Annotated in this window: 13 protein-coding genes and 1 tRNA gene; 2 read left to right on the top strand and 12 right to left on the bottom strand. The window is 68.5% G+C overall.

The window, feature by feature from the left end; all coding sequences use genetic code 11:
• Positions 1-42 precede the first annotated feature (42 nt).
• The 10 genes from prfA to ACIP93_RS05230 all read right to left on the bottom strand — a co-directional run bounded on the left by prfA (position 43) and on the right by ACIP93_RS05230 (position 12322).
• On the bottom strand, positions 43-1122 hold the full coding sequence (gene prfA / locus ACIP93_RS05185) for a peptide chain release factor 1 (RefSeq protein WP_345228410.1): 1080 nt from the start codon (positions 1120-1122) through the stop codon (positions 43-45).
• Positions 1123-1242: 120 nt separating this feature from the next.
• Positions 1243-1464, bottom strand: coding sequence for a 50S ribosomal protein L31 (gene rpmE, locus ACIP93_RS05190; protein ID WP_345228411.1), 222 nt, complete (start codon positions 1462-1464; stop codon positions 1243-1245).
• 197 nt (positions 1465-1661) lie between these two features.
• Positions 1662-2765 (bottom strand): LCP family protein, encoded by a 1104-nt coding sequence (locus ACIP93_RS05195; protein WP_401755892.1) that lies wholly within the window; start codon positions 2763-2765, stop codon positions 1662-1664.
• A gap of 405 nt (positions 2766-3170) precedes the next feature.
• Positions 3171-5318 (bottom strand): transcription termination factor Rho, encoded by a 2148-nt coding sequence (gene rho, locus ACIP93_RS05200; protein WP_401755895.1) that lies wholly within the window; start codon positions 5316-5318, stop codon positions 3171-3173.
• A gap of 378 nt (positions 5319-5696) precedes the next feature.
• Complete coding sequence (thrB, locus tag ACIP93_RS05205; RefSeq protein WP_345228414.1) at positions 5697-6629, bottom strand: homoserine kinase; 933 nt, start codon at positions 6627-6629, stop codon at positions 5697-5699.
• Between the two features lie 428 nt (positions 6630-7057).
• Complete coding sequence (gene thrC / locus ACIP93_RS05210; protein WP_401755899.1) at positions 7058-8128, bottom strand: threonine synthase; 1071 nt, start codon at positions 8126-8128, stop codon at positions 7058-7060.
• Between the two features lie 6 nt (positions 8129-8134).
• Positions 8135-9424 carry a homoserine dehydrogenase gene (locus tag ACIP93_RS05215; RefSeq protein WP_345228416.1) on the bottom strand — a complete coding sequence of 430 codons (1290 nt, stop codon included), beginning with the start codon at positions 9422-9424 and terminating at the stop codon, positions 8135-8137.
• A 99-nt stretch (positions 9425-9523) separates the two neighbouring features.
• The gene (lysA, locus tag ACIP93_RS05220) at positions 9524-10918 is read right to left on the bottom strand and encodes a diaminopimelate decarboxylase (protein WP_345228417.1); all 1395 of its coding nucleotides are present in this window, start codon (positions 10916-10918) and stop codon (positions 9524-9526) included.
• Between the two features lie 13 nt (positions 10919-10931).
• Complete coding sequence (gene nrtL, locus ACIP93_RS05225; RefSeq protein ID WP_401755904.1) at positions 10932-11750, bottom strand: ArgS-related anticodon-binding protein NrtL; 819 nt, start codon at positions 11748-11750, stop codon at positions 10932-10934.
• 74 nt (positions 11751-11824) lie between these two features.
• Complete coding sequence (locus ACIP93_RS05230) at positions 11825-12322, bottom strand: response regulator (protein WP_345228419.1); 498 nt, start codon at positions 12320-12322, stop codon at positions 11825-11827.
• 122 nt (positions 12323-12444) lie between these two features.
• Between ACIP93_RS05230 and ACIP93_RS05235 the strand changes: the two genes are divergently transcribed.
• Positions 12445-12516 (top strand) — tRNA-Arg (locus ACIP93_RS05235).
• Between the two features lie 345 nt (positions 12517-12861).
• Positions 12862-13872: a hypothetical protein gene (locus tag ACIP93_RS05240; RefSeq protein ID WP_401755907.1), complete on the top strand. Its 1011-nt coding sequence runs from the start codon at positions 12862-12864 to the stop codon at positions 13870-13872.
• Between the two features lie 112 nt (positions 13873-13984).
• Here the strand turns inward: ACIP93_RS05240 and ACIP93_RS05245 are convergent, their stop codons facing one another.
• Both ACIP93_RS05245 and ACIP93_RS05250 read right to left on the bottom strand, forming a co-directional pair.
• Entirely contained in the window at positions 13985-14758 is a 774-nt protein-coding gene (locus tag ACIP93_RS05245; protein WP_401755910.1) for a tyrosine-type recombinase/integrase, read from the bottom strand.
• A gap of 573 nt (positions 14759-15331) precedes the next feature.
• Positions 15332-16762 (bottom strand): hypothetical protein, encoded by a 1431-nt coding sequence (locus ACIP93_RS05250; protein WP_401755913.1) that lies wholly within the window; start codon positions 16760-16762, stop codon positions 15332-15334.
• Positions 16763-16801 lie beyond the last annotated feature (39 nt).

Consider the following 16801-nt stretch of genomic DNA (forward strand, 5'->3'; position numbering starts at 1 on the left):
CTCCGGCTTGCAGGGGTTGAGCGGGACTGGCCGACGCTGCCGCTACTGCGCGGCGGCGAGCTTGGCCGCGGAGTCGGCGTCGACGAGGGCCTGGATGACGGCGGTGAGGTCGCCGTCGAGCACCTGGTCCAGGTTGTACGCCTTGAAGTTCACCCGGTGGTCGGAGATCCGGTTCTCCGGGAAGTTGTACGTCCGGATCTTCTCGGAGCGGTCGACCGTGCGCACCTGGCTGCGGCGCACGTCGGAGGCCTCGCGCTCGGCGGCCTCCTGGGCGGCGGCCAGCAGCCGGGAGCGCAGGATGCGCATGGCCTGCTCCTTGTTCTGGAGCTGGCTCTTCTCGTTCTGGCAGGAGGCGACGACACCGGTCGGCAGGTGCGTGATGCGCACCGCGGAGTCGGTGGTGTTGACGGACTGGCCGCCGGGGCCCGAGGAGCGGTAGACGTCGATGCGCAGGTCGTTCGCGTTGATCTCGACCTCGACCTCCTCGGCCTCCGGGGTGACGAGCACGCCCGCGGCGGAGGTGTGGATGCGGCCCTGCGACTCGGTGGAGGGCACGCGCTGCACGCGGTGCACGCCGCCCTCGTACTTGAGGCGGGCCCAGACGCCCTGGCCGGGCTCGGTGGCGCCGTTGCCGCCCTTGGTCTTGACGGCGACCTGGACGTCCTTGTAGCCGCCGAGCTCGGACTCGGTGGCGTCGATGATCTCGGTCTTCCAGCCGACGCGCTCGGCGTAGCGGAGGTACATGCGCAGCAGGTCGCCGGCGAACAGGGCGGACTCGTCGCCGCCCGCGCCCGCCTTGACCTCCAGGATGACGTCCTTGTCGTCGTTGGGGTCCCGGGGCACGAGGAGGAGCCGCAGCTTCTCGGTGATCTCCTCGCGCTGCTTCTCCAGGTCCTTGACCTCGGCGGCGAAGTCGGGGTCGTCCGCGATGAACCCGCGGGCGGTCTCGATGTCCTCGCCGGTCTGCTTCCAGGCCCGGTAGGTGCCGATGATCGGGGTCAGCTCGGCGTAGCGCTTGTTGAGCCTGCGCGCGTTCGCCTGGTCGGCGTGGACCGACGGGTCGGCCAGCTTCTTCTCGAGATCGGCATGCTCGCCGATCAGGTCCTCGACCGCCTCGAACATCTTCGGGCTCCTGGTTCGCTGATTTCGCTCAGTAGTGAAGGGTGAGTGCCTGCGTCACGACAAAGCGCCGGTCCTCCCCCGCTCCGGTGGGGAGCGGTAAAGGACCGGCGCGATGACTCGCTACTTCGCGGCGGAGCCGGCCTTGCCGAAGCGGGCCTCGAAGCGGGCCACGCGGCCACCGGTGTCGAGGATCTTCTGCTTGCCCGTGTAGAACGGGTGGCACTCGGAGCAGACCTCGGCACGGATGGTGCCGTCCGTCAGGGTGCTACGGGTGGTGAACGACGCGCCACAGGTGCAGCTGACCTGGGTCTCGACGTACTCGGGGTGAACATCGCGCTTCAAGGTGACTCCTAGAGTTTCGGAGGGCGCCGGGTCGCATCCGCGGATTTGCGGGATACGTGAACCGGGGCCGACGGACCAGTCTGCCAGGGCTGGCCCGCGCTTCAAAATTCGAAGGTAATCATCTCAACGGGGGCGGGCCCCGAGGTATTCCGCGCCACGGACGGGCGGCGGTTTCCGGCCACTCCCCCGGGCCGGCCTCAGCCGCCGCCGACGATCTTCCCGGCGTCGCCCTTGTCGCCCGCCGACCCCTCGGTGACGGACGCGGGGACCGGCCGGTCGCCGCGCAGCGCCGTCCACAGCTCCTGGGACTGCCGGTCCAGCGGGACGACGCGGTTGGGGTCGCGGGGGTCGTACCTGACGGGCAGGGTGACCATCTTCATGTCGTCGGCGCCGATGCCCTTGAGCCCGTTGGCGAAGGACACCAGGCTGGAGACGGAGGCCAGGTCGCTGTCGGTGGTGACGGCCTTGGTGGCGGCGTCCCCGAGGTCGTACAGCTTCTTCGGGTTGGTGAACACCCCGACCTCCTTGACCTGTGCCAGCAGGGCCTTCATGAAGGCCTGCTGGAGCTGGATGCGGCCGAGGTCGGAGCCGTCGCCGATGCTCTTGCGGGTGCGGACCAGGCCGAGGGCCTGTTCGCCGTCGAGCCGGTGGGTGCCGGGCGGGAGGTCGAGGTGGCTCTTGGTGTCCTTGATCGCCCTGTGGGTGGTGACCGGGACGCCGCCGAGTTCGTCGATGAGCTTCTTGAAGCCGGTGAAGTCGACCTCGACGTAGTGGTCCATGCGGATGCCGGACATCTGCTCGACGGTCTTCACCGCGCAGGCCGGGCCGCCGACCTCGTACGCCGTGTTGAACATCTGGCGCCCGGCCGCCGGGACGACCGTCTTCCCGTCCTTGTCGGAGACGCACTCCGGGCGGGATATCAGGGTGTCGCGCGGCAGGGAGACGAGGGCGGCCTTCCGGTGGCCCTCGTACACGTGCAGGATCATCGCCGTGTCCGAGCGGGCGCCGCCCTCGTCGGTTCCGTACTTGGCGTTGTCGCCGTGCCGGGAGTCGGAGCCCAGGACGAGGATGTCCTGCGAGCCGTTGTCGACCTCGTCGGGGCGGTCGGTGCCGAGGGCGCCGTTGATGTCGACGCCCTTGAGATTGCCGTCGAGCTTGAAGTAGACCGCGCCGAGGCCGCCGCCGCCGACCAGCACGACGCCCGCGGCCACCCAGGCCAGGGTGGTGCCCTTGCGGCGCTTGCGTGCTGCGCGGCGTTTGCCGGTGGCCCGTATTCGGCCGCCCCTGCCCTGGTCGGTCATGCGCTCCTCAGTCCTCCGTGGATGCCCGCGTACCCCCTGCCGTGGTGGATCAGGCACGGTTTGTCGACACTTGTCAGACGTTGAATCACCCAGAAGGGTTGCACAGGGGGCTGGGCGCTCCGGGTGCGGCGGGGGTGGTGGGCACTCTGCCGAAGGCGTCTAAGAGCCGTTCTTATCCGCGCTGAGCTGGGACTTCCCGGACACGTGGGCGGGGCCCGCGGGCGCGGGGCCCGGGCGGCGGATGTGGCGTACGTCTCGGCGTGCCGCCGGAGGCGGGCGTGCACGGGGCGCGGGGAACCGCGCGGCCGGCCGCGGCGCGCCCGCCCGGAAACGGGGCGAGCCCGGGCGCCGGTCACCTTTCCGGTGACCCGCGCCCGGGCTCGTACGAACAGGACCCGTCAGGGACTAGTCGTTGCCGTTGCCGTTGCCGGACGGCGTCGTCTTGGCGATCTGCATCAGGAACTCGGCGTTCGACTTGGTCTGCTTCATCTTGTCGAGGAGCAGCTCGATCGCCTGCTGCGAGTCCAGCGCGTGCAGCACCCGGCGCAGCTTCCACACGATCGCCAGCTCCTCCGCGTTGAGGAGGATCTCCTCCTTGCGGGTGGAGGACGCGTCGACGTCCACCGCGGGGAAGATGCGCTTGTCGGAGAGCTTGCGGTCGAGCTTGAGCTCCATGTTGCCGGTGCCCTTGAACTCCTCGAAGATCACCTCGTCCATCCGCGAGCCGGTGTCGACCAGCGCGGTGGCCAGGATGGTCAGCGAGCCGCCGTCCTCGATGTTGCGCGCCGCACCGAAGAAGCGCTTCGGCGGGTAGAGCGCGGTCGAGTCGACACCGCCGGAGAGGATGCGCCCGGAGGCCGGGGCCGCCAGGTTGTACGCACGGCCCAGGCGGGTGATGGAGTCGAGGAGCACGACCACGTCGTGGCCCAGCTCCACCAGGCGCTTCGCACGCTCGATGGCGAGCTCGGCGACGGTGGTGTGGTCCTCGGCGGGGCGGTCGAAGGTCGAGGAGATGACCTCGCCCTTCACCGACCGCTGCATGTCGGTGACCTCTTCCGGACGCTCGTCGACCAGGACGACCATCAGGTGGCACTCGGGGTTGTTGATCGTGATCGCGTTGGCGATGGCCTGCATGATCATCGTCTTGCCGGTCTTCGGCGGCGCGACGATCAGACCGCGCTGGCCCTTGCCGATCGGGGCGACGAGGTCGATGATCCGGGTCGTCAGGATGCCCGGGTCGGTCTCCAGGCGCATCCGGTCCTGCGGGTACAGGGGGGTGAGCTTCTGGAACTCGGGGCGGCCGCGGCCGCTCTCCGGCGCCATGCCGTTGACGGAGTCCAGGCGCACCAGCGCGTTGAACTTCTCGCGGCGCTCGCCGTCCTTGGGCTGGCGGACCGCGCCCGTGGTGTGGTCGCCCTTGCGCAGGCCGTTCTTGCGGACCTGGGCGAGGGAGACGTACACGTCGTTCGGGCCCGGCAGGTAGCCGGACGTACGGATGAACGCGTAGTTGTCGAGGATGTCCAGGATGCCGGCGACGGGGATCAGCACGTCGTCGTCGTTGACCTGCGGCGGAGCGTCCTGGCCGAACTCGTCGCGGCCGCGGCGGCCACGGCGGTCGCGGTAGCGGCCGCGACGGCCGCGACGGCCGCCCTCGAAGTCGTCGTCGTCCTGAGGACCATTGTCACGGTCGCGGTCGCGGTCACGGTCCCGGTCGCGGCCCTGGTTGCCCTGGTTGCCGCCGCCCGCCTGGCCCTGGCTGCCCTGGTTTCCGCCCTGGCCCTGGCCCTGGCGCTGCTGGCGGCCCTGGTCGTCGCCGCCCTTGTTGCCGCGGTCGCGGTCACGGTCGCGGCGGCTCTGGCGGTCCTGGCGGTCGCCGCGGCCCTGGCGGTCGCCGCGGTTGCCGCGCTCGCGGCGGCCCTCGGCGTTGTCGACCGCCTGGTCGGTCCTGGCGTCCGTCCTGGTGTCCGTCTGCGCCTCGGTCTTGACCTCGGTCTTCACCTCGGTCTTGAGGTCGCCCTTCGGCTCGGACTTCTGGCGGTCCGTCACCTCGCTTGCGGAGGCGGCCTGTTCGGGGCTTCCGGCCGCCGCGGTGGCGCGACGGCGGCGGCGCTCGCCGGCCGGCTGGTCGTCGCTCGCGGGCTGGCCCGGGATGTCGATCTGCTGCTGGGCGACGGCCTTCTTCTCGGCCTTCGGCGCGGGCTCGGCCTCGGGGGCCGTTTCGGCCGGCGCGTTCGCCTCACCGCGCGCCTTGGCGGTGGTGCGGCGCTTGGGCTTGGCCTCGGCCTCGGCGGGGGCGGCGCTCTTGGCCGGGGCGGAGCCGCCGCCCGCCTGCGTCTCCTTGATGACCTCGATCAGCTGGCCCTTGCGCATGCGCGCGGTGCCCTTGATCCCGAGGCCGGACGCGACCTGCTGCAGCTCGGCCAGGACCATGCCGTCCAGGCCGGTGCCGGAGCGGCGGCGCCGTGGGGCACTGCCGGTGGCAGCACCTGCGTCGGACGCGTTGTCGACATTCTTGTCGGCAGTCACGCCCATCAGATCGGTGGTGTCGCTCACGAAGGGTCCTTCCCTGGAGCGGACGTCGGCCTGTCTGGCTCGGCGACCGGTTGTGCTGTGCCGGCGGCTCCCTCTGGAGAACCGTGCCGGGGCGGTGGTCCGCCGGATGTGGCGGAGAGATGAACGTGCGTGGGGTTCCGACCCGAAGTCCCCAGTTGCCCCCTCTGGGAAGAACACGGGGTGTCGTGCCGGTTCCGGAGCGTGCTCAGAACTGCTCAGGCAGGCTGCTCAGGCAGTTTGGGGAGGCTCCCGGAGGAAGATGGTCCCGAAGGGGACACGATGCACCGCGCCGCAAGGGCGTCGGATGCAGACTTGAGATTAACACTACCGGCTCCAACAAACATTCCCCCTCTCTTCCGCCGGCAATCGCCCGCGGTCCTATTCGGACACGTCCTGCGGTGCGAGCGGAAGCACACTCGCACCGGCGGCGTCGAAGTCGAGCCGTGCCGCGGCCCAGCCCTCGCCCGCCAGCCGCACGACCTTGTCGGCCGCGTGGTCCTCGGTGAGCGCCAGGACCGTGGGCCCGGCGCCGGAGATGACGGCGGGAACGCCGTCCGCGCGCAGCCGGGCCACCAGCGCGAGGCTCTCGGGCATCGCGGGGGTCCGGTAGTCCTGGTGGAGGCGGTCCTCGGTGGCGGGCATCAGCAGCTCGGGGCGCCTGGTCAGGGCCTCGACGAGCAGGGCCGCGCGGCCCGCGTTCACGCTTGCGTCCACATGGGGGACCGTACGGGGAAGAAGGCCGCGGGCGGCCTCGGTGAGGACCGGCGTGGCGGGGACGAAGACCACCGGGACGAGGGAATCGGCGGGGTCCATCCTGATGGCGCGGGCCGCGCCGGAGTCCGTCCAGGCGAGCGTGAAGCCGCCCAGGAGGCAGGCAGCGACGTTGTCGGGGTGCCCCTCGATCTCGGTGGCGAGCTCCAGCAGGGCCGCGTCGTCCAGCTTGGCGTCGCCGCCTATGGTCACCGCGCGGGCGGCCATGATGCCGGCGCAGATGGCGGCGGAGGAGGAGCCGAGGCCGCGGCCGTGCGGGATGCGGTTGGCGCAGACGATCTCCAGGCCGCGGGGCTGCCCGCCGAGCGCGTCGAAGGCGGTGCGCAGGGACCGTACGAGAAGGTGCCGCTCGTCGCGGGGCAGGGTGGCGGCGCCCTCGCCCGCGATGTCGACGTGCAGGCCGGAGTCGGCCACACGGACGACCACGTCGTCGTACAGCCCGACCGCGAGGCCGAAGGCGTCGAAGCCCGGGCCGAGGTTGGCACTGCTGGCGGGGACGCGCACGCGCACGGCGGCGGCTCGGAAAGCGGGACCGGCCATCGCTCGACGATCTCCTTGGGTGGCGGGGGTGCTGGCGAGGTGCTGGGTGAACTTCGCTCCGGGATACCGGATGCCCGGGGCCTGTACGGCAACGACACCGCGCATATGCGGCGTGGCGGGTTCGGTACAGCCTATCGAAGGAAGGTTCCCCGGCGACATAGGGCGCACGTGTCGCTTGGGCGCGGGGCAAAGGAGTGGGGCTCGCTCGCCCGTGCCGGGTGCGCGGGACGCGCGGGACGGGGCCCGGGGCCCGCCGGGGGCGGGTGGGGGGCCGTGGGTTCGTCGTGGCTGGTCGCGCGGTTCCCCGCGCCCCCGGGTGCGCCCCGGAGGGCGTGCCCGGGCGGGGCGGGCCCGGGCGGCCCGGAACCCGGGCGGGCCCCCGGGCGGCGGGGCCGCGGATCGACCGCGGCCCCGCGCCCTCGCGGGGCTCAGGCCAGGCCGAGCTTCTCGGCGGCGATGGCCGCGTCGACCGGGACGGCCGTCGCCGGGGGCGCGCCGGCGGTGGCCCACTCCGGGTCCTTGAGGCCGTTGCCGGTGACCGTGCAGACGATGCGCTGGCCCCTGTCGACCTTGCCCTCTTCGGCGGCCTTGAGGAGACCGGCGACCGAAGCGGCCGAGGCGGGCTCCACGAAGACGCCCTCCTGCGAAGCCAACAGGCGGTAGGCGGCCAGGATCTGACGGTCCGTCACCTCGTCGATGCGCCCGCCCGACTCGTCGCGTGCGGCGAGGGCGAAGTTCCAGGAGGCCGGGTTGCCGATCCGGATGGCGGTGGCGATCGTGGCCGGGTCCTTGACGACCTCGCCGCGCACGATCGGCGCAGAGCCGGAGGCCTGGTAGCCCCACATGCGGGGGGTGTGCGTGGCGAACGCGTCGGCCGCGTACTCCGTGTAGCCCTTCCAGTACGCGGTGATGTTGCCCGCGTTGCCGACCGGCAGGACGTGGATGTCGGGCGCGTCGCCGAGCGCGTCGACGATCTCGAAGGCCGCCGTCTTCTGGCCCTCGATGCGTACCGGGTTGACCGAATTGACCAGCGCCACCGGGTAGTTGTCGGAGAGCGAGCGGGCCAGCGTCAGGCAGTCGTCGAAGTTTCCGTCGACCTGGAGGATCTTCGCGCCGTGGACGAGCGCCTGGCCCATCTTGCCGAGGGCGATCTTGCCCTGCGGCACGAGGACCGCGCAGACCATGCCCGCGCGGACCGCGTAGGCGGCGGCGGAGGCGGAGGTGTTGCCGGTGGAGGCGCAGATGACGGCCTTCGCGCCCTCCTCCTTGGCCCGCGTGATCGCCATGGTCATGCCGCGGTCCTTGAAGGACCCGGTCGGGTTGGCGCCCTCGACCTTGAGGTACACCTCGCAGCCGGTGCGCTCGGAGAGGACCTGTGCGCGGACGAGCGGCGTGCCGCCCTCGCCGAGCGAGACGACCGGCGTCGTGGCCGTCACCGGGAGCCGGTCCCGGTACTCCTCGATGATGCCGCGCCACTGGTGGGTGCCCTGGATGGTCATGGGTCCTTACTCCCCTTCAACACGCATGATGCTGGCGACACCTCTGACGGTGTCGAGCTTGCGCAGCGCTTCGACGGTCCCGGAGAGGGCGGCGTCGGGCGCGCGGTGGGTGACGACGACGAGGGAGGCCTCGCCGTCCTTCCCCGACTGGCGGACGGTGTCGATCGACACGTCGTGTTCGGCGAAGACCGTCGCGACCTGGGCGAGCACGCCCGGCTTGTCGGCCACGTCGAGGCTGATGTGGTACCGGGTGACGACCTCGCCCATGGGGCTGACGGGCAGCCGCGTGTAGGCGGACTCGCCGGGTCCGGTGGTCCCGCTGAGCTTGTTGCGGCAGACCGCCACCAGGTCGCCGAGGACGGCGGACGCGGTGGGCGAGCCGCCCGCGCCCGGCCCGTAGAACATGAGCTGGCCGGCCGCCTCCGCCTCCACGAAGACCGCGTTGTACGCCTCGCGCACGGAGGCCAGCGGGTGGGTCAGCGGGATCATCGCGGGGTGCACGCGGGCGGTGACGGACCTGCCGTCGGCGGCGCGCTCGCAGATGGCGAGGAGCTTGACGGTGCAGCCCATCCGCTTCGCGGAGGCGATGTCCGCGGCGGTGACCTCGGTGAGCCCCTCGCGGTGCACGTCGCCGATCCTCACCCGGGTGTGGAAGGCGATCCCGGCGAGGATGGCGGCCTTGGCGGCGGCGTCGAAGCCCTCGACGTCGGCGGTCGGGTCGGCCTCGGCGTACCCGAGGGCGGTGGCCTCGTCGAGCGCCTCGGAGTATCCGGCGCCGGAGGAGTCCATCTTGTCGAGGATGAAGTTGGTGGTGCCGTTGACGATGCCGAGCACCCGGTTGACCTTGTCGCCGGCGAGGGACTCGCGCAGCGGCCGTACGAGCGGGATCGCGCCCGCGACGGCCGCCTCGTAGTACAGGTCGCGGCCGTGCTCCTCGGCGGCGGCGTGCAGGGCCGCGCCGTCCTCGGCGAGGAGCGCCTTGTTCGCGGAGACCACGGACGCGCCGTGCTCGAAGGCGGCGGTGATCAGGGCGCGGGCGGGCTCGATGCCGCCGATGACCTCGATCACGACGTCGACGTCGCCCCGTTTGACCAGGGCGGTCGCGTCGGTGGTGATCAGCGCGGGGTCGATGCCCGCGCGGACCTTGGAGGGCTGCCGTACGGCGACGCCCACGAGCTCGACGGGGGCGCCGATGCGGGCCGTGAGGTCGTCGGCGTGCGTCGTCATGATGCGCGCGACTTCCGAGCCGACCACACCACAGCCCAGCAGCGCCACCTTCAGTGGACGCGTACGCATCATCCGACCTCACTCCTCATACTTCTTACGGTATTGACCAGTCTCACCCACCGGACGGGAGTTTCTGCCCCCCGTCCAGCAGGTGAGACGTGTATTTCATCAGCCGACATCGAGCCGCAGGAGATCTTCCTCGGTCTCGCGCCGGACGATCACCCGTGCCGCGCCGTCCTTGACGGCGACGACCGGCGGGCGCAGCGCGTGGTTGTAGTTGCTGGCCATGGAGCGGCAGTACGCCCCGGTGGCGGGTACGGCGAGCAGGTCGCCGGGGGCGGTGTCCGCGGGCAGGAAGGCGTCCCGTACGACGATGTCGCCGCTCTCGCAGTGCTTGCCGACGACGCGCACCAGCATCGGCTCCGCGTCGGAGCGGCGCGAGACGAGCGCGACCGTGTAGTCGGCGTCGTACAGCGCGGTGCGGATGTTGTCGGACATGCCGCCGTCGACGCTGACGTACGTCCGCAGGCCCTCCAGCGGCTTGACGGTCCCGACCTCGTACAGCGTGAAGGCGGTGGGGCCGACGATGGCGCGGCCGGGCTCGACCGAGATCCGGGGGGTCCTGAGCTTCGCCGCCTCGCATTCGCGAGTGACGATCTCGGTGAGCGACTTGGCGATGTGGTGGGGCTCGCGGGGGTCGTCCTCGGAGGTGTACGCGATGCCGAGGCCGCCGCCGAGGTCGATCTCGGGCAGCTCGACGCCGTGCTCGTCGCGCACCTCGGCGAGGAGCTGCACGACCCGGCGGGCGGAGACCTCGAAGCCCGCCATGTCGAAGATCTGCGACCCGATGTGGGAGTGGATGCCGATCAGTTCGAGCCCGTCCAGCTTGAGCGCCCGGCGCACGGCCTCCGCGGCCTGTCCCCCGGCGAGCGCGATGCCGAACTTCTGGTCCTCGTGGGCGGTGGCGATGAACTCGTGGGTGTGGGCCTCGACGCCGACGGTGACCCGGATCTGCACCCGCTGGCGCGTGCCCAGCTCCTGCGCGATGTGCGCGACGCGGACGATCTCCTGGAAGGAGTCGAGCACGATGCGCCCCACCCCCGCCCCGACGGCCCGGCGGATCTCGCTCTCGCTCTTGTTGTTGCCGTGGAAGGCGATGCGCTCGGCGGGCATCCCGGCGTCGAGCGCGGTGGTCAGCTCGCCGCCGGAGCACACGTCGAGGTTCAGGCCCTCCTCCTTCAGCCAGCGCACGACCGCCCGCGAGAGGAAGGCCTTGCCGGCGTAGAAGACGTCGGCCTCGGTGCCGAAGGCGTCGGCCCAGGCACGGCAGCGGGCCCGGAAGTCGGCCTCGTCGAGGAAGTACGCCGGGGTCCCGAACTCCTCGGCCAGGCGGGTGACTTCGATGCCTCCGACGCGTACGACACCGCTGTCCTCGGCACGCTCGACGGTCCGCGCCCAGACCTTCTCGTCGAGGGCGTTGAGGTCGTCGGCGGGGGCGGTGTAGTGGCCCTCGGGGAAGACGTCGGCGTGGCGGGGCCCGGCGGGGTGGGCGGAACGGCTCATGGTTCTCTCTCACTCACAGGTGGTCTGGTGCGCTGACGCCGAGCTGGGACAGGCCGCCGGCCAGCACCGTCCCGGCGGCTTCGGCGACTGCCAGCCGGGAGCGGTGGGCGGCCGAGGGTTTCTCGTCGCCGAGCGGCAGCACCCGGTGGGTGTCGTGGAAGCGGAAGAAGGCGTCGGCGACGGCGACGAGGTGCCGGGCGAGCCGCTCGGGGGCGGCAAGCCGCACGGCGGCGTCGAGCTCGACGGGGTAACCGCCGAGGAGGCCGATGAGCTCGGGGGCGTCGACCGTGCTGTCGTACGCGCTGGAGAACCCCAGGTCGGCGGCGTTCCGGCGCAGTGCCCTGGTCCGGGAGTGGGCGTACCGCACCCGGAAGAGCGGATTGCGCTCGTGCTGGGCGAGGAGGTCGGGGCCGGGGAGCAGGGCCGCCCAGACGGCGGCGTCGCGCCCGAGCCGGGCGACGTCGGCGGCCTCGGGCTCGGGGGCGGGCAGGCGGGGGTCGGGGACCAGACCGCGCTCCAGCAGCTCGCGTACGACATGGTCCTGGGCCTCGTCCGCGAGGGTGAAGCTGAGGAATCCGGGGCCAGTGACGTCGACGGCGGCGATCCCGGGGGTGTCCGCGAGCCGGGCCCTGAGCACGTCGGCGACCTCGCGGGGGGTCTTGCCGGCCTGCTTGGCGAGCCGGAGCGCGACGTTGCTGGCCCAGTCACCGGTGCCCCCGGGGCGGGTGCGCTCGACGGCGGCCCGTTCGGGCACCGGAGCGCTCAAGGCGTCCTCCTCGACGGCGCGGCGCACGGCGCGCAGCACGGTACGGGAGAGCTCTGCGGGGGTCACGGGGCCAGCCTAGGCGAGGAGGGGGGCTCCCCCGCCAACCGGTTTCAGCATGCGGGCGGAGCCGGGCGGGGGCCTCACGGGGCGGGCCGGCATCCTCCCGTGGGGCGGACGCACTCACCGGCATGGCCGCCGTCGGCTGACGGCGGCTCCTCCTGACCCGCCAGCCTGCGCACGAGCCGGACCAGTTCGGCGGGCTCGAAGGGCTTGGCGAGGAAGGCGTCCACTCCGGCGGCGAGGCCGCTCTCCACTTCGTACTGGGTGCAGGCGCTGACGATGGCGAGCGGCAGCCCGCTGGTGCGCGGGTCGGCCCGGAGCCGGGCGGCGGTGCTGATGCCGTCGAGGCGGGGCATGACGACGTCGAGGGTGATCACGTCGGGGCAGGTCCGGTGCACGATCTCCAGGCATTCGGCACCGTCGGACGCGGTCACGACCTCGAAGCCCTCCAGTTCGAGATTGACCGTGATCAGTTGGCGGATGGCCTTGTTGTCGTCGACGACAAGGACCCGGCCGAACGCGCCTGGCACTCTTCGAGGGTAGGTCGCGCTCCCGCACCGCGTCCGGGTTTTGCCCACTTCGGTCCCGCGCGGGCGAAGCGCTTGCGGGAGGCTGACGTGCGCGGGCCGCGGAAATTCGGTTCACGGGCACACTCCGGGAGCTGGTAAGGTTCACCACGTCGCCGACACACCGGCGACACGCCCCCGTAGCTCAGGGGATAGAGCATCGGCCTCCGGAGCCGGGTGCGCAGGTTCGAATCCTGCCGGGGGCACTTCAGTCCGGACAGCGTCTTCACGGCGCTGACCAGGCGAGGTGCCAAGAATGAAGGGTCGAATCCAGTCTCACTGGGTCCGGCCCTTCGTCGTTGTCTGGCACTGCTCGCGAGTGAGTGGCGAGTGGTTCTAAGAGGCTGCACCTCACCCCCACGCTAGACCCGCGAGGTCTGCATGGAGGCGCCCCCCAGCAATCCGACGAACCTCTCCGCCAGGTCACTACCTCCGCCAGCCTCAAGCCCGGAATCCTCCCCGTTCTTCAACCCTGCTCCACCAGATTGCCTAAACTGGCCCTCCTGTTTCCGCTCAAGTCGGCGCATTGAGCGGCCATTGAGGGAGAGCAGATGGCAAGTCAACAAAATTTCAACGTCTGGTACACGGCGAAGAATTTTCCTTCTTCGGTCGTTCAGCGCAGGACAGATCTAATCACCTTCCCGGTCGATGATCTCGCACACGCACTCTTTGTCACGGGGCGGGCTCCTGCAGACCGAGCAACTCATGGCGCTACATCCTTTTTCGAATGGATCCACCGCGTAGCGCTTGCACCCGCCTACCTGCGCATGGGGCCAGGTGGTCGACTTATGCGCTCCGATCTTGCGCGAGAACTCGATCGTTCCGAGAAAGTCGCCCTGTCCTACACACTGGGCCAGGCTATGACTGGAGTATTTAGCGAGAGAGTGCTTTCGGTCCGATTTCTTATGCATGTAGATCGCTATGCCAGCCGCCACCATCTCGTTTTCTCCCAGACCACCAAGAAGCGTGCAGATATGTTCGGTCAAAAAAAAGACGGGGGCTGGATAGTAGCAGAGGCTAAGGGGCGGTCTGGCGTCGTGGACTGGAAGCTTGAACAGAAAATGATCGAACAGAAAGGCACCATCAAGTCCATCGCAGGAATGGCACCTGACTTCACTTTCGGTTGTGCCGCACATTTTCCTAAACTGAACGATGGCTCGGAGCCTCTGGCCATTTTGGCAATCGACCCTCCAGAGTTCGAAGAAGAAGCAATCAACCTTCCCATCACTCAGGACAAGTTCATCCAAACCTATTATGAGCCCTTCTTGATGGCACTAGAGCAGGGAGGACCTAGAGAAGAGAACGGGGGCTTCTTGGTCGCAGATTTTCAACCGTTGCAGCTCCGCATAGGCGTACTTCGCTCGGTAGTTGACCGAGTGGACAGAGCTCGCAACGGGTTCCTCGAAGGACTTCACGCGGACGTAACTACTCTCCTTTCCGAGCAAGTCCCAGAGGAACTTCCTCCCGGCCACTTCCTGGACGGCACCATGATCAGGACCAATTGGGATACTCATATCTACCAGGAAGACTGGAGCGAGTACTTCATTGCGGATAAGTTCTAACTCACCCTAATACCTCGTTGGTTGCGTGCCCAGAAAGCAGTTAGAGGGCTGACCTCAGTAAATCTGGGGTCAGCCCTCCGTCGTCGCCTATAGCCGAAGCACGTAAGCGTGGCTACAACTTCCCTTCCCAGCCCATGGCTTGCTCGATCCTCCGGTTGTTCAATTCCTCGTGGCCGTCGATGCAGCCTGCGTAGCGGCGGTGGACGACCTCCGGGGAGTTTCCGGCGCGGCGAGAGACTTCGGCTACGGGGACGCCGGCGTTCAGCCAGTTCGTGATGCAGGTGTGCCGAAGGTCGTACGGCCGGTGGGCGAGCGGTGAGTCGGTCTTGTCCGGCGGCAGCGCGTACGGGCGGGCTTCCTGCCACACTCGCCAGTAGCTGGTGGAGCCGAGGACTCCCCCACGCTCGTTGGCGAACAGCCGGCCGTCCTTGGCCACGCCGAACTCCGCAATGTGCGTGCGGAGTATCGCGACCAGGATGGGCGGTATCGGGACCGGCCGGTCCGTGTTCGCCGCGCGGGATTTCAGGCCGCGGCGGTCGTGCCGGAGACCTGAGTCCGTCCACTTCGTTCCGACCACGGGCCGGGTCTCGCGGAGGGTGAGGGTGCCCCATCCCTTTTCGGGGAGGTAGCAGTCCTTCTCGCGGAGCCCTACCGCTTCGGCTGGCCGGAGCGCGGCATAGAGCTGAACGGCGAAGAAGCCGACCAGTCGACGGCCGCGATTTCGGTGGATGCTCCCCACGTACGAAACGGCGGTCAAGAGCTGCGAGCCCTGCTCCTGATTGACCAATACGCGAGGATCGACCGCGTCTCCGGTCCGCGAGCCGCTCCGCCGGATGTTGGCGAGCGGATTGCTGTCCAGGTAACCCGCTTCGACCGCGTACTCCATCGCCGTGTTCAGGCCCCGCCGACGGCGCTTGTACGTCTCCCCCGCGGCGGGCTTGTCATCCAACTTGGAGGAGAGCCGGTACTGGATGTCCCGCGGAACCTTCGGGTCCGACAGAGAGGAGAGCGGGAGCGAATGCAGTGACAGCCACGTGCACGTGGCTACCAGGTCCGGCGGCGGCTCTTCGTTCTTGTGGGCAGGGACGACACGTCAGCGCACCGCATGACGGACTTCTTCCGGTGTCGGAGCCTTGGCAGCGTCACCCATCATGGCGAGCGCGGTCGTCGCGAGGCTGTCCGCGATGCCCTCTCGGGTCTTCGCGGCCGTACTGCGCCAGCGAGCGGCCCTGTCCGACTGTCCGATTAAGCCTCTGACCAGCACAAACGACCCGGACAGCGGAAGCGAGAGCTGTCCGGGGTGTCCGGTCATAGGCTGCTGCAACACTGCCGATGGTGTTGCAGCAGCCACGGAGGCCCGCCATTGCAGCAAGTTTCCATACTCGATTAAGGCGGCTCGCTCCGCTAGCGTCGGTCGAGGGGATCACTGTACGCGCGTTCTCAATTTTCTTGACGGATCTCAAATCAACTTCCTCAGACCCGCCGAAATAGTGGCCTCAGCGGCGTTCCTGATGGACCGGACAAGGGCGTCAACTCCAGAAGCCATTGTCTGATCGTGCCCTCGTGCTTTAATCCCCTGTTCAATCTGCGCGTGTTTGGCGTCGGGAGTTTTCCCCTCCGGCAGGGACCAACTGCCACGGTGAGCGACAGAATTACGCACAGCGGTCCAGACGCCGATCTCATCCCACAAGTCTCCGCTTCCGCCAGTTCCCCTTAGGGCGAAATTCGACTCGGCCTGATTAGTCATTGATGCAATCAACCTGAGAAGCTCGAATACCTTTCCTTGGGCCTGCTTTGTGGTGTACTTCTGGCCATTTGCCATGAGCTTCGGAATTCCATCAGACCCGACAATGGCTGCATTTGAAGGAAGCTTCTCTTTGCCAATCCCTTCCAGGAGGTTGAAGCAACGGAATAGCTGATACTCCCACCGCTCATCCATGATGGCGTCCGAATATAGTGATAGCCAGAGGCGCAATCGCGGATCCTGGCTTACAGCATCCCATTGACTGAGAAGCGAATGGGGGTCTTCGCCAGCGATGAATCCGCCAAGTAGATTACCTTGGTATCCCCCTCCTTCGATCCAGGATCCCGAGAATTTCATCCCTCCGGACGGCGCGCTAGTCGGGGTTCCGATCACCCCACCAATGATGCGCCCCCGACTTCCCCTGTTCAATGCCAGCAAGTCCAGCAGTTGGTGCGCAGCCTTACGGCTTGCCATAGCGGCAGTGCCTGCGTCGGGGGCTTGCACTGACGGCATATGGAGCACAACTGCAGGACGCCTGTTACGCATTTCAGAAAGCCAAGCCTCGGAAGACACGAATGCGGTAAAGCCGAGCTGACCTAGTACGGAATTCAGCACGCTAGCCCCATCGGATCCCAGCGTGGAATCAGTCAGCTTCAGCACCGAAATTCCGGGAATTCTGAGTTGCGACGTAATCAACAAGTCATCAGCGAGTATAACCGAGGAGAAGATTTGATCGGTTGCCTTTGCGTCGTCAGCTTGGAGCGTAACCGCATACCGCTGCCGCCTTGCCGCCTCGATCTCAGAAAGTTCCCTTCTCGCCCTGTCCCCGGCGTGCCATTCGTTACCCGATTCAGGCTTAAGGAAGATTAGCGGTTCACTAATCGCAATATCTTGTCCCGACCCATCCACGATTTTCGCAATTTGGACAATCCTGCGTCGGTCTCCGCTTTCCAGAGAGACCCTCAACTCCCAGCTCGATCCGATTTTAGAGCATGCGCCGTTAGCGAAGAAATTCACGGCAACATCGTCATGCCCAAGAAGGGTCATTTGAATAGGAACCAACAAGCCCTCTTCGGTATCGAGAGAGCAGGTTACTACTAGGGAGGTTTCACTTGTGGATACCGTAGCGCTTACCAGGCGTGCCATGGACGCTCCAAATTAGCGGACATTTACTTTATCTAGCAT

The sequence above is a fragment of the Streptomyces sp. NPDC088745 genome (assembly GCF_044751045.1).
Lineage (GTDB): Bacteria > Actinomycetota > Actinomycetes > Streptomycetales > Streptomycetaceae > Streptomyces > Streptomyces cremeus.

What these genes read in the sequence shown, in the direction of transcription:
- prfA (WP_345228410.1), bottom strand. Translation starts at nt 1,122, where the DNA reads ATGTTCGAGGCGGTCGAGGACCTGATCGGCGAGCATGCCGATCTCGAG.
- ACIP93_RS05240 (WP_401755907.1), top strand. Translation starts at nt 12,862, where the DNA reads ATGGCAAGTCAACAAAATTTCAACGTCTGGTACACGGCGAAGAATTTT.
- ACIP93_RS05195 (WP_401755892.1), bottom strand. Translation starts at nt 2,765, where the DNA reads ATGACCGACCAGGGCAGGGGCGGCCGAATACGGGCCACCGGCAAACGC.
- ACIP93_RS05250 (WP_401755913.1), bottom strand. Translation starts at nt 16,762, where the DNA reads ATGGCACGCCTGGTAAGCGCTACGGTATCCACAAGTGAAACCTCCCTA.
- ACIP93_RS05245 (WP_401755910.1), bottom strand. Translation starts at nt 14,758, where the DNA reads ATGGAGTACGCGGTCGAAGCGGGTTACCTGGACAGCAATCCGCTCGCC.
- ACIP93_RS05215 (WP_345228416.1), bottom strand. Translation starts at nt 9,424, where the DNA reads ATGCGTACGCGTCCACTGAAGGTGGCGCTGCTGGGCTGTGGTGTGGTC.
- thrC (WP_401755899.1), bottom strand. Translation starts at nt 8,128, where the DNA reads ATGACCATCCAGGGCACCCACCAGTGGCGCGGCATCATCGAGGAGTAC.
- thrB (WP_345228414.1), bottom strand. Translation starts at nt 6,629, where the DNA reads ATGGCCGGTCCCGCTTTCCGAGCCGCCGCCGTGCGCGTGCGCGTCCCC.
- lysA (WP_345228417.1), bottom strand. Translation starts at nt 10,918, where the DNA reads ATGAGCCGTTCCGCCCACCCCGCCGGGCCCCGCCACGCCGACGTCTTC.